Raw genomic sequence first — 13,108 nt, 5'->3', positions numbered from 1 at the left:
CGTTTGAGTTACTGAATAGTCGTCGGCACGGCCACCGGCGCGGTGAGCGGCAGCGTGATCGCCAGCACGGTCCCGCCTCCAGGGCTGGAACGCACGTCCATCACGCCGTGCACCGCATACACGCGCTCGCGCATGCCGATGATGCCGATACCTTCCGAGGCGCTGGCCGGATCGAAGCCGTTGCCGTCGTCGGCCACGACGATGCGCAGGGTCTGCGCGCCTTCGTCGAGCACCAGGCGCACCTGGGCCGACGTGGCCTGGGCGTGCTTCATGATGTTCGACAGCGCTTCCTGCACGATGCGGTAGGCCGAGATGGCCAGCTCGTTGGGCAGGCGCGAGAAGTCGCCCTCGCCGTGGAATTCGAAACTGCAGCCGGAGCCGCTGTCGTAGTGGCGCACCATCTCTTCCACGGCGCCGTGCAGGCCCAGCATGTCGAGCACTTCGGGACGCAGGCGCCGCACCAGGCGGCGGCCGTTGGCGTACAGGTCGAGCGCCAGCTTGGTGATGGCCTGCGACTTGCGCCCGATCTCGTCGATCTCCGGGCAAGGCACGGCCTTGGCGGCCAGCGCGCCGATGGCCTGCGCTTCCAGGCGCGCGGCGATCAGGGAGGCATTGAGTTCGTCGTGGATCTCGACCGCGATGCTCTTGCGCTCGTCCTCGATGATCGAGTTCACCTTCTGGATGAGTTTGCGCTTGTCGGCGTCGGCGCGCAGCGCCTCGTTGCGCGAGGCAAGCAGGTCGCGGGTGCGCTCGGCCACCTTGTTCTCGAGGTCGCGCTTGGATTCGTCCAGCGCCAGCGCCATCTCGCCGATCGATGCCTGCAATTCGCCCATCTCGCCGCCGGTGGTGACCGGCAGGTGGACGCGGAAGTCGCTGTTGCGGATGCGGCTCAGGGCGCCGATGGCTTCGCGCAGCGGCACCGTGAGCGAGCGCGCCAGCACCCAGGCCAGGATGCCGCTGACGGCCAGCGCCAGCGCGGCGATGCCGAGCTCGAACTGGAAGCGGCGGGTCTGCTTGGCCATCATGTTCGAGGGCGACATCGTCACGCGCACCCAGCCGACCACCTCGGTGGTGAGGGTCGGGGGACGCAGCAGGCTCGATGCGGAGACGTGGGGCGTGCCGTTGTCGGTGAACAGGTTGATCCACACCACCTGCTTCTTGATCGGCGCCTCGTAGTAATGCGGCTGGGCGTCGATCGCCGATTCGGAATCGACGCGCACGGCGTGCGTGCCGTCCACGCCCACCACTTCGATGCGATACAGGCTGCTGTCGGACTGCACCAGGCCGTTGATCGTCAGGCGCAGGTCGGACAGGTTGCCCGAGATGACGTTGTATTCGCTGGTCTCGGCCAGCGCGCGCGCCAGGATGCGTCCGCGCTCGGACAGTTCCTCGGCCACCTGCGAGCGGTGCGAATACCACGAGTACCACACGAAAGAGGTGAACAGGCAGGCCACAGGCAGCATGGTGATGAAGGTCATGCGCCGGCCGATGCTCCAGCCGCGCCAGAAGCGCATCGTCATGGCTTGGGCGCCACCGGGGCCAAGGGGGCGGCAAGCGCGGGGGCAGCCGGCGCGCGGGCGAACTTGCGGGCGACGTCGGTCACGCGCACGTCGAGCGAGCGCGCCACGCCTTCGTTGACCAGGGTGCGGAAATAGCGCGGGAACTGCGGCGGGGCCAGTTCGCCCGTGGCCACGAAACTGGCCGCGATCTCTGCCACCTGGGTGTTGATATCCTCGATCTCGGAATAGGTCGTGGCCAGTGCACCCACCTTCACCATGTCGGCCGAGAAGCCGATCACGCCCTGCTTGCGGCGGTAGGTCGAGAGCAGGATGTTGCGCACGTTTTCCGGGTTGTAGACGTCGCCGTCGGGCAGCGCCAGCAGCACTTCGGAGCGCGTCATGCGGTTGAGTGTGTGGTTGATGTCGTCGCCCAGCGCAAGCGGCTGCACGTCGACCTCGTTTTCCAGCGTCGGGCGCAGAAACGCGGTATCGCGCCCGAGGATGGCGCCCACGCGCACCGGCCGCCCGTACAGCAGCGCGGCCAGGCGCAACTGGTCGGCCGGCGCCGGCTCGGCATAGACGGCGGTCATGGAGGCGGCGCGGCCCGGGGCGGATTTGGTTACCGCGCGCCAGACCTGGCTCGAAGTGAAAGCCGAGATCACCACGCAGTCGCAGCGGCGCGCCACCGCGTCGCGCAAGGCCACGGGGCCGATCGCCACGTAGAGCATACGGCGGCGCTGTCCCAGTTCGGTGCGGAAGGCGGCGAAGGTGGGCACCAGGCGCTTGTACAGGTCTTCGGCGATGCGGCGCGTGACTTCGCTGTCGTCGCCGGTGACGATCTGGAAGCGGAAGCCCGTGACCTCGGCCTCCTTCGCCGCGTCCTGCTGCGGGGCGGCCTGCACCGCGCAGGCAAGCAGCGCGAGCGCGGCGCAGGCCGTGCGCAGGAGCGTCGGGAGATGCATCGGCCTTACGGTTCGATCAGGCCGTGTTTCACGGCCAGCAGGGTGATGTTGGCCTGGCGGTGCACGCCCAGCTTTTCCTTGATCGACTGGCTGATGTTGCTGATGGTCTTGGTCGACAAATCGAGCTTCTCGGCGATTTCGGCATTGGTCATGCCCTCGGCCATCAGCTTGAAGATCTCGAGCCCGCGTTCGTCCAATTGCGATTGCGGCGTGACGTCGCCGCGCACCGCCATGCTGGCCAGGCGCGAGGCGATCTGCGGCAGGAAGTACAGCTTGCCGTCGTGGGCGTGGCGCACCGCGGTGACCAGGTCGGACGGGTCGCAATCTTTCGTGACGAAAGCGTGCGCGCCCATGCGGTAGGTTTCCTTGATCAGGCTGTCCTGGTCGAACTGGCTCAGGAAGATGATCTTGGCGCGCGGGTCGTCCTTCAGGATGCTTTGCGCGGCATCGAGGCCGGTGAGCTCGGTCCCGAAACGCATGTCGAGGATGACCACGTCGGGCTGCTGCGACGCGTACAGCGCCACCGCCTCGCTCGGGGTCTTGGCCTGGCCCACCACCTGCATGCCCGCCGCTTCCAGCGACATGGCAAAGCCGGTCATGACGATCGGATGGTCGTCGGCCAGCATCACGCGGATCGGTTTTTTCTGTTCGGACACCACTTTTGCTCCTGTCTTGAGACCCGCTTACATTCGCTTACCAAGTTCTGGCACCTATGTGTGCCAACTGACGGAAAGGGTGCGGGCAATAGGAGGATTATTCCATACAACGCGTCACGATGCGAGTGCCCATGTTTCCTGCTGCCCGCGCACTCGGTCGCTTACATATGGAATCAAAATTACTACGAAATCGCTTTACATATTGCTAGGCTCTAGCATATATTGGTTCCATCATCTGTTCGATGCATATCTTTCCTGAAGCAAAAAGTTCTGCGACCCTGTCGCCGGACGACAAGAAAAGGAGATCGCCATGCACTTCTCGCAAATCAATGATGCCCCCGGCGGCAAGGCCGGCAAGTTCGCGCTGGTTGCCGGCCTGCACGCCCTGGTCGCCATCGGGATGGTCAACATGATGAACACCAAGACCATCAGCCTGCCCAAGCTGATCGACGACAAGATCGTCTGGATGCAGCCCGAGATCCCGCCGCCACCGCCGCCGGAACCGCCGCAGCCGCAGCAGCGCGTCTCCAAGCCCGACATCGTGGTGCCGAAAACCGAAGTCGAGGTGCCGCCGCCGCCGATGGAAGACCAGGTCAGGGCCAGCACCGAGCCCGATCCGGCGCCGGAACCGGCCCTGCCTTCGCAGACCGAGGCCCCGCCCGCGCCGCCGACCACCAACAGCAATCCGGGCGAGATGCGCAGCGCCGTTCTGGCCGACGCCAATGGCTGCGCCAAGCCGGAATACCCGGTGAATGCGGCGCGCAATGGCGAGACCGGCACCGTGACGCTGGCCCTGATGGTGGGCGCCGACGGCCGGGTGCAGGGTTCGCGTGTGCAGAAATCGAGCGGCTCGCGTGACCTGGACCGCGCCGCGGTCAATGCCCTGAGCCTGTGCCAGTTCAAGCCGGCCATGAATGCCGGCGTCGCCGAAGCCGGCTGGGCGCAGATCGCCTACGTTTGGACCCTCGAGTAATCCTGACCGTTTTTCCCCTCTTCGCCCGCCCCAGCTTCCAGCCTGGCGGGCTTTTTTTCGCCCGCAGTTTCGCTATTCGCCCCGGAGGCCGCCTGCCTACCCACCCGCAGCACCGACAACAACACCAATAAATGGAGAGAGAAGATGCATACCGCTGGATCCTTGAGGGCGCCGCCGCGCGCCCTCGGCCTGGCCGCGCTGGCGGCCGCCTGCCTGACCCTGATCGCCCTGGCCTGGCTGGCCATCGCCCCCGCCACGCCGCCAATCCCGCCTGCCCCCGCGCCCCACCTCGAGCGCATGCTGCGCCATGTGGCGGTGCTGGCAAGCGAACCGCGCCCGATCGCTACCCGCGCCAACGCCAGGGGGCGCGACTACATCCTGGGCCAGCTGCGCGGCATGGGACTGGCGCCGCTGGTCCAGAAAACCACCGTGCAGAAGTCGGTGATCCAGTACTGGGGCGGCAGGCATGTGACCGTGGGTGCGGTCCACAACATCCTCGTGCGCATTCCGGGCAGCGCAGCAGGCAGCATGCAGCGTCCGTCGCTGCTGCTCGCGGCGCACTACGACACCGGCAAGGCCACGCTGGGCGCGGCGCGCTCCGGCGCGCAGGTGGCGGCGCTGCTGGAAACGGCAAGGGTGCTGCGTGCCGGGCCCGCGCCGGCGAACGACATCGTGCTGCTGTTCGCCGATGGCCAGCAGGTCGGCGCGCTCGGCGCGCAGGGCTTCGCGCAGCAGCATCCGTGGGCGCGCCAGGTGGGACTGGCCCTGCGCTTCGACAGCGCGGGCAGCAGCGGGCCGCCGGTCTTGTATGACGCTGCCGGCGCCGGCAGCGCCGTCCTGCGCGGCGTCGCCACGGCGCTGCCTGGTCTCGCAGGTTCCTCCTTGACGGCGGGGCTGGCCAGGCTGCTGCCCGACAGGCTGCGCATCGGGCCACTCGCCGACATGGATGCCCCGGTCCTGCTGTTCGCGAATACCGGCAAGCGCTTCGATGCCGAAGGCGTGCTCGATACGCCGCAGCGCCTGGACCCGGCCATGCCGGCGCAGCTGGGCGACACCATGCTGCGCCTGGCGCGCCAGTTCGGCGACGCACCGCTGGCGCGCGGGACGCACGGCGCGCACAGCTATTTCGCCCTGCCGCTGGTGGGCAGCGTCCAGCATCCGGCGCTGCTGTCCTGGGCACTGGCGGCGCTGTGCTGCCTGATGCTGGTGCGCGGCTACCGCAGCGCGCTGGCGGAGTCGGACACCACCGTCGCGCCACTGGTGCAGGGCTTCTTCGGCATCGCGCTGGTGCTGCTGGCGGCGCGCATGGGCCTGTGGGAGCGGCGCGATGAAGTGGCCGCGCTGACCCAGGCGGCCAGCATCGAGCCGGTGCTGGTGTTCGCGGTCATGTGCGGCTGCCTGTTCATCGGCGCGCTCTATTTGCTGCGCTGGGCGGCCGGCGGCGTGCCGGTCTTCCTCGGGGCGATGGCCTGGGTCACAGCGGTCCTGGCAGCAGTGCTGCTGGTGGCGCCCGCCGTGGCCTATGTGCTGGCCTGGCCGCTGGCGGCGGCGCTCGGCGCCTTCACGGCGCTGCGGGCTGTCCGCGGCTCGTGGACACGCCTCGCGGTGGTCGCCGCCGGGCTGACCCCGGCGCTGGTGCTGTTCCTGCCCGCCATCAACGATGCCTGGACCGCGCAGGCGCCGCAGGGACTGTACGTGCCGGCGCTGGTGATCGCCATCCTGATGCTGCTGTTCGCGAGCATGCTCCTGCTGCTGCCGCTCGGGCGGGTCGCCGGGCCGGCGCTGGCGCTGGTGTTTGCCGGCTGCGCGGTGCTGCCGCCTTCCGTCTCCGACGCGTCGGCAGCGCCGATGCCGCAGGAACGCCCGATCATCGAGCCGAACCGGCTGGTCTATTTCAAGGACATGAACAGCTGGCGCGCCTACTGGCTGCTGCCGCCGCAGCCGCTCGACGCCTGGTCGAAGGCCTTGTTCCCGGACCTGGCCCAGCCCGCGATCCATGTGGACGTCTTCGGCTGGCACAGCCCGCGCCAGTGGTATGCGATCGCGCCGCGCGAAGACCGCATCGCCTTCCCCGAAGCCTTCCTGCTGAAGAATCCGGCCCTGGCCTGGACCAACGCGAAGCCGACGACGCGGCAGGTCGCATTCACGCTGCGCTCGAAAAACCGCGCGCCGCACATCGAGCTGTGGGCGGCCGGCACCAAACCGCTGGGCTCGACCATGAACGGACGGGTGCTCACCGCCGTTGAGGGCGGCTGGTCGATGTCGCTGTACGGGATGGAAGACCAGCTGCTGCGTTTTACCGTCAGCGCCAAGGGCGAAGACCTGCTGGCGATCGTGGTCGAGGAGCGCATGCCCGGCTTGCCGACCCACCTGCTGCCGCCCGGCGCACCGCCGCGGATGCCGGGAACGGGCATGACAATCTCCTCGGACGTGCTGCGGTTTTACTGAGCAGTTGGCATACAATGGCCCCTGCACCCGGTGCTTACCCTTCAACTTACGCAGCAGGATTCCATGCACAAGATCGTCTCTTCCGTTGTCCTCACCGCCCTCGCGGGCAGCCTGGCACTGGCCTATCCGGCCCACGCCGCGGGCGCCGCCAAGTCACACGTTGCGACCGTCAAGGAGGCGCCGCTGCGCGCCCACCTGGCTTTCCTGTCGTCCGACGCCGTCGAAGGCCGCGGCACCGGCCAGCGCGGTGGCGAACTGACCGTCACCTATCTGGAAACGCAAGCCGCGGCCGCAGGCCTGAAGCCCGCCAACAACGGGAGCTTTCGCCAGCCGGTGAAGATCGCGGGCGTGCGCTCGCTGCCGCAGAAGAGCAATCTCGGCGTCTATGCCGGTGGCCAGGCGCTGCCGCTGCAATTCGGCGCCGACTGGGTCTGGGGCCCGGGCGACGCCAGGCCGGACCACACGCTCGACGCCGAGATGGTCTTCGTCGGCTACGGCATCAATGCGCCTGAAGAAGGCTGGGACGATTTCAAGGGCATGGACCTCAAGGGCAAGGTCATCGTCATGATGGTGAACGACCCGGCGCCGACCGCGAGCGAGCCAAAGCGCTTCAACGGCGCCGGCCTCACCTACTACGGCCGCTGGACCTATAAACTCGAAGAAGCCGCGCGCCAGGGCGCCGCGGGCGTGCTGCTGATCCACACCGACGCATCGGCCTCCTATGGCTGGAGCGTGGTGCAGAACAGCTGGGCCGCGGCCGAGCGCTTCCAGCTGGCCGAGGGCAAGCTGGGCACCGGCCTGCAGGGCTGGATGACCGACGCCACCGCGCGCAAGCTGTTCGCCGCCGGCGGCCAGGACCTCGACAAATTGCGCTCGGCCGCCGAAGACAAGGCGTTCAAGCCGGTCGTGTTGAACGCCCGCGTCAAGGGCGAGGCGCGCGCCGAAGTGCGCACGCTGAACGAATTCAACGTGGCCGGCATCGTGCCGGGGACCGATCCGAAGCTCAAGGACGAAGTCGTGGTCTACAGCGCGCACTGGGACCACATGGGCAAGCAGGGTAACGAAGGCGACACCATCTTCAACGGCGCCGTCGACAATGCTTCGGGCACCGCCGCGCTGCTGGCGATGGCCGCCGAAGCCGTGCTCAACCCGGCCAAGCGCAGCCAGATGTTCCTGTGGGTCGCGGCCGAAGAACAGGGCCTGCTGGGCAGCGCCGCCTACGCCACCAAGCCGCTGTGGCCGATCGAAAAGACCGTCGCCAACCTGAACCTGGACAGCCTGAACTTCGTGGGCCTGGTCAAGGACGTCAGCACCCCGGGCAGCGAGCGCACCGACCTGGGCGCGATGGCCGCAAGCACCGCCAAGCGCATGGGCATGCAGATCGCCGCAGCCAAGCCGGACCTCGCAGGCGGCTACTTCCGCAGCGACCACTTCAGCTTCGCCAAGGCCGGCGTGCCGGCGTTCTCGGTGGGCGCGGGCCACGGCTGGGTGAAGGACGTGGAAGCGAGCGATGCCAAGCAGAAGGCCTATCGCGCGCGCTACCACCAGGTGTCGGATGAATACGATCCGAACTGGGACCTGTCGGGCATGGTGCAGCAGGCGCAGTTCACGCTGAACCTGGGCCGCATGGTGGCCGATTCGCCGAAGGCGCCAATGTGGAAGGCGGGCGATCCGTTCGGCAAGGCGCGCACCGCGGCGAAGTAAATCCGCTTTTCGTAGGGTGGGCGGATCTTCCGCCCGCGCGTTCAACCGGCGCATGAATGGACGTCGCGTAGGACCATGTCATGGTTGAACGCGCGGGCGGCCCACCCGACGCGGGGTGTTCACCGCGACGGGTAGAGCCGCCCACCCTACGGTGAAATTTTATTTCACTTACTGAATCACCCCACACGCCATCCGCGCACCCCCGCCACCCAGCGGCGCCGGATGATCGGCATGGTTATCCCCACCCGCATGCACCATCAGGGCCTTGCCCTTGACGTCCGCCATCTTCAGCCGCGGCGCCAGCACCGGGTTGCTTGAGGCCCCCTTCGCATCGACGCTCAAGGCCGGCAAATCGCCCAAGTGACCCTCGCCCCATGGCAGGCCGTGCTTGCCGGTCTTGGCGGGATCGAGGTGGCCGCCGGCGGCGCCTGCCGCTACCGTTTTCCCATCCTTCTGGTTAGGGCCGCAGCTGCCGTTTTCGTGCACGTGGAAGCCGTGCAGGCCGGCGGGCAGGCCGGTCAACGCGGGCGTGAACACCAGGCCGTGCGGCGTCTCGCTGACGGTGACGCTGCCTACACTGGCGCCCTCGCCCTTCTCGGTCGCCATCTTCATGGTGACCTTCACATCGGCAGCATTGACGGCGGCGCAGCTCGCGCCCAACAGGGCAGCACAGATCCAGCGAATCTTCATGACAAGCTCCTTTTGTTTGGTTGAAGTGACAGGTACGCGTCCAAGTGTAGGCCATCCTGGAATTGGGGCTGTTCCGGAACAGCCGGGATCTCAGGCAGCTTCGGCGACGTCCGGCTCGGCCTTGAGCCCATCGGCAGCCTGCGCGCATTGCGGCAGCTGCGCCAGGATGTCGGCCAGCGCGCGGAACTCCACCGGCTTCACCAGGTGATAGTCGAAGCCGGCCGCTTTTGAAAGGTCGCGGTCGCGCTCCTGCCCGTAGCCGGTCAGCGCGATGAACACCGCCTTGGGATGCTCGCGGCGCAGGCGGCGCGCCAGTTCGTAGCCGGTCATGTCGGGCAGGCCGATGTCGAGGATGAAGGCGTGGGTATGCGCGATCTCGTTTGAAGCCAGCGTGCGTGCGCCGTCCTCGAACACGTTCACGCTATGGCCCTGTGCGCGCAGCAGCACCGCCAGCGATTGGGCCGCATCGGCATTGTCGTCGACGATGGTCAAGGTGCATGGCGCCACGTTGCGCGCCGCCGCATGCAGGTGCGCGGGGCCAGGCAGGCCCGCCGCATCGACCAGCGGCAGCAGCACCGACACCGAAGTGCCCAGGTTCAGGCCATCGCTGTGCGCCTCGACCTGGCCGCCGTGCATCTGGACGATGCTCTTGACCAGCGCCAGGCCGATACCGAGGCCGCCCTGCGAGCGGTCCGGCGTGCGCTCGGCCTGCGTGAACAGGTCGAACACGTGCGGCAGCAGCTTGGCGTCCATGCCGCTGCCGTTGTCGATCACGGTCATGCGCGCCGCATCGAGCCCGGCTTCCAGGCGGAGCAGGATGCGGCCCTGCGGCGGCGTGTACTTGGCCGCGTTGTTGAGCAGGTTAACCAGCACCTGCACCAGGCGCGTGCGGTCGCCCGCCACCACCACCGGCAGCGCCGGCGCTTCCACCGTCAGCAGATGTTCGCGCGCCTCGATGTGCGGGCGCGCCTGTTCGACGGCGGCGCGCAGCACCGCGTCCAGTTCGAGCGGCTCGGTTTCGAGCTTGACCAGGCCGCGCGTCACGCGCGAGACGTCCAGCAAATCGTCGACCAGCTCGGTCATGTGGCGCACCTGGCGCGAGATGATGTTGCTGGCCTTGAGCCGCAGGTTCTCGTCCACGGTCGGCATCCTGAGCAGCTGCGCCGCATTCGTGATCGGCGCCAGCGGGTTGCGCAGTTCGTGCGCCAGCATGGCCAGGAACTCGTCCTTCATCTTGCTGTGGCGCTCGGCCTCGGCGCGTGCGGCGCGCTCGCTGGCGAGCAGTCCTTCGCGTTCCTTCGCCGCGCGCTGGGCCAGCTCGTACAGGCGCGCATTGTCGATGGCCACCGCGGCCTGCGACACGAAGCCGGTGATGAGCTGCTCGGTGCGTTCGTCGAATACATGCGTGCGCGAGTGGCCGAAGAACAGCCCGCCCAGCACCTCGCCCGAGCGCGAATACACCGAGGCCGCCAGGTAGCTGCGCACCGGCAGGTGCCCTTTCGGCATGCCGTGGTGCGGGCCCATCCTGCCGTAGCGCGGATCCTTGGTGATGTCGTCGCTGCGGATCGGCGCCGCGCCGTGAAAAGTGGGGCCGAAGATCGAGGTCGGGCGCGGATGGCCCAGGTGGGCAAAGGCCTCGCGCGGCGCGCCGCTGAGCGTGTAGAGCAAATAGGCGTCGCCGTTGTCGTCCTTGCCGTTATAGAAGAAGGAGCCGAATTCGGCGCCGGTCAGTTCGGTGGCGGCGTCGGTGATCGACTGCAGCAGGGTGTCGATGTCGAGCGTCGATGCCAGCGCCTTGCCGGCGCGGTTGAGCAGCTCGAGCATGCGCGTCTCTTCGCGCAGCGCCTCCTCGGCGCGAATGCGGCGCAGCGCTTCCCAGGTGCGGCGCGCCAGGTCTTCGGCCAGCGTACGCTCATCAATGGTCCAGCGGTAGGCGTGGTCCTTGTACAGGAAGCCGGCGCCATGCAGGCGGTGGCCGTCCTTGAGGGGAATGACGATGACGGAATGGATGCCGAGCGCCAGGCAAGGCGCGGCGACCGGCGCGCATTCCGGGTCGGTCTCGACGTCGTTGATGCAGATGGTGGTGCCGGCGCGCAGCTGCTCGAGCTGTGCGGGCGAGAGCATATCCAGCGGCAGCGTGCCGTGGGCGCCTCCCGTCTCGACGCCGTCCATCCATTCTTCCTTGACCGCGAAGCTGCGCTGCGCTTCGTCGAGTTCGACGTAGGCGACTTTCGAGCCGGTGAAGTATTCGCTGGTCAGGCGAATGGTGGCCTTGAGCATCGGGCCGAATTCGGTCTCGCGGCGCAGGGTGTCGGCCAGCTTGAGCTGGTAGGCCTGGCGGCGCTCGCCCATGACGGCCTTGGTGGTTTCCACGCAGGTGACGAAGATGCCTTCGATCGCGCCGGACGCGCCGTAGATCGGGCTATACGAGTGGCTGAAATAGCAGCTCTCGGCGAAGCCATTGCGGTTGAGCGTGATCTGGAACTCGTCGTCGGCGAAGGTGGCGCCCTGGCGCACCTGGTCCCATAGCGGCGCGATGGTGGGCCAGGCCTCGGACCAGGTGACGCGCGTGTCCACGCCCAATGCGTTTTCTGCTTTCGCACCCAGAATGGGGAGATAGGCGTCGTTGAAGAATTGGGTGTACGAATCGCCCCAGGCGAGATAGGCCGGCATGCGCAGGTCGAGCACGGTGCGCACCGCATGCTTCAGGCTTTGCGGCCAGCCGGCGACCGGGCCGACGGCGGTGGTCTCCCAGGGGAAGGCGCGCATCTGGCGTTCCATGTCCGAGATGCGGCTGTCCGGCATGGCAGGCGCGCGCGGGGCGTCCGGGGTCGCGTCAAAAGGCCAGGGCATATATTGCTCGGTGGGTAGGGAATGTGAAAATAACGATAACTTAGCAGCGGATCATAGCAGTCATTCCGCAGGATGGGCGTACGGGTGGGTTAAGTGGCAAACATGGCGCCGGCGTACTGCTTTCGACGTGCTTGGCGACCGCCGGGTTTGAAGCAGCGCCAATACTGCCAGCCGAATTTCCTCAAGAATGAGGGCTTGCGAATACGGGATTCCCGGCTCCACCGAAGCGGAGCCTGGACTGAGTGGGAAGCGGCTCCTTACCCGCTCTCTAGCAAAAACGGCATCCTTCGAGGATGCCGTTTTCATGAGCGGCCATCAGCGACGGTCATGCGCCGTCATGCTGCAGGCTGGCTGGAACAATGATCGTTACGACTGGCGGCGGCGCGCTGCGCCCATGCCCAGCAGGGCCAGGCCCACCAGGGCCAGCGATGCCGGCTCGGGCACATCGGCAGCGGCAGCGGTGCCGTGCAGGCGGAATGCCATGTCGCCGATATTGGCTTGCTGGGTGTACACCATGTTGCTGAACTGCGCCATCGTGCCGTCGCCGCCAGGCATGCTGTACATGCCGGTCTGGGTCCAGTTAGCCGTCAACGCCGTCATGCCAATCCAATACCGGGTATTGGCGAGCATATCGAAGCCGCTGAAATCCGCGTGCAGGCGGTGCTGGCCGTCCTGGGCGCCTTCGGTGTCGATAATGGAGGTCACCGAGTTGAAGCTGGCCACCACGTCGCCGGGGATGCCGGTGCCGCTCCAGATCGTGATCTGCACGTCGTCGCCGATGGAACCGAAGAAATCGCTGCTGTAGATGTCCATCCCGTCGATGCGCGTCGTTTTATCGAACGACACCTGTTCGGCAAAGTGCTGGTATTGGAGAATGTTAGTCCAGCGGTCACCCGATGCATTATCCGTGGTAGCAAGCGGGCTGTAGTCCCAGACGATCGAGGCAAAACTTGGACTTGCCGCGAAAGCGAACACGACGCCGGCTGCAACTTTGGACAGGTTTTTGAAGGACATGCTTGGACCCTGGTGAATGAACTATTTTGGTTTACGAATGATTTATTTTAAGCAATTTTTATGCCATATTTTTCTTCTAGGAATTTTTACTTAGCAAACAAAGGCTTAAGCCGGCAACTGTGCTTCATGATCCGGACCACACATCGAAATGTGGTTCGATTGTAAAGATTTCCGACAGACAAAACAGCATCCAATCGGGATAGGGGCGGCCAGTTATCCAGCCGGTCCCCTCCCACACCACCCGGCATGCGGGTCCGCACCGGGCGGTTCGAGTAGTTGAGGTCAAGTGAGTCGAGGCATGCCAAGGCG

General features: G+C 66.7%; 9 protein-coding genes. 3 read left to right on the top strand and 6 right to left on the bottom strand.

Annotated features, from left to right (window positions below):
- Positions 1 to 8: 8 nt before the first annotated feature.
- From AC56LR_RS17465 to AC56LR_RS17455, 3 genes are read right to left on the bottom strand one after another with little or no spacing between them, the layout of a single operon-like run.
- Positions 9 to 1,520: a sensor histidine kinase gene (locus AC56LR_RS17465; RefSeq protein ID WP_497132108.1), complete on the bottom strand. Its 1,512-nt coding sequence runs from the start codon at positions 1,518 to 1,520 to the stop codon at positions 9 to 11.
- Positions 1,517 to 2,461, bottom strand: coding sequence for a hypothetical protein (locus AC56LR_RS17460; protein ID WP_497132107.1), 945 nt, complete (start codon positions 2,459 to 2,461; stop codon positions 1,517 to 1,519). The genes AC56LR_RS17465 and AC56LR_RS17460 overlap by 4 nt, the downstream gene beginning before the upstream one ends.
- A 5-nt stretch (positions 2,462 to 2,466) precedes the next feature.
- Entirely contained in the window at positions 2,467 to 3,117 is a 651-nt protein-coding gene (locus tag AC56LR_RS17455; protein ID WP_489876084.1) for a response regulator, read from the bottom strand.
- A 310-nt stretch (positions 3,118 to 3,427) separates the two neighbouring features.
- Between AC56LR_RS17455 and AC56LR_RS17450 the strand changes: the two genes are divergently transcribed.
- The 3 genes from AC56LR_RS17450 (at position 3,428) to AC56LR_RS17440 (ending at position 8,242) form a co-directional block, all read left to right on the top strand.
- The gene (locus tag AC56LR_RS17450; RefSeq protein WP_497132105.1) at positions 3,428 to 4,090 is read left to right on the top strand and encodes an energy transducer TonB; all 663 of its coding nucleotides are present in this window, start codon (positions 3,428 to 3,430) and stop codon (positions 4,088 to 4,090) included.
- 144 nt (positions 4,091 to 4,234) lie between these two features.
- The gene (locus AC56LR_RS17445; RefSeq protein WP_497132103.1) at positions 4,235 to 6,538 is read left to right on the top strand and encodes a M28 family peptidase; all 2,304 of its coding nucleotides are present in this window, start codon (positions 4,235 to 4,237) and stop codon (positions 6,536 to 6,538) included.
- 63 nt (positions 6,539 to 6,601) lie between these two features.
- Positions 6,602 to 8,242, top strand: coding sequence for a M28 family peptidase (locus AC56LR_RS17440; RefSeq protein ID WP_497132102.1), 1,641 nt, complete (start codon positions 6,602 to 6,604; stop codon positions 8,240 to 8,242).
- A gap of 168 nt (positions 8,243 to 8,410) precedes the next feature.
- Here the strand turns inward: AC56LR_RS17440 and sodC are convergent, their stop codons facing one another.
- The 3 genes from sodC to AC56LR_RS17425 form a co-directional block, all read right to left on the bottom strand.
- On the bottom strand, positions 8,411 to 8,932 hold the full coding sequence (sodC, locus tag AC56LR_RS17435) for a superoxide dismutase [Cu-Zn] SodC (protein WP_497132100.1): 522 nt from the start codon (positions 8,930 to 8,932) through the stop codon (positions 8,411 to 8,413).
- A gap of 90 nt (positions 8,933 to 9,022) precedes the next feature.
- On the bottom strand, positions 9,023 to 11,785 hold the full coding sequence (locus tag AC56LR_RS17430) for a GAF domain-containing protein (protein WP_497132098.1): 2,763 nt from the start codon (positions 11,783 to 11,785) through the stop codon (positions 9,023 to 9,025).
- 366 nt (positions 11,786 to 12,151) lie between these two features.
- Positions 12,152 to 12,799 (bottom strand): PEP-CTERM sorting domain-containing protein, encoded by a 648-nt coding sequence (locus AC56LR_RS17425; RefSeq protein ID WP_497132096.1) that lies wholly within the window; start codon positions 12,797 to 12,799, stop codon positions 12,152 to 12,154.
- Positions 12,800 to 13,108: the final 309 nt, after the last annotated feature.

It is taken from the genome of Telluria sp. ZT3P39 (genome assembly GCF_059685935.1).
This window is presented reverse-complemented; position numbering and strand designations above follow the sequence as displayed.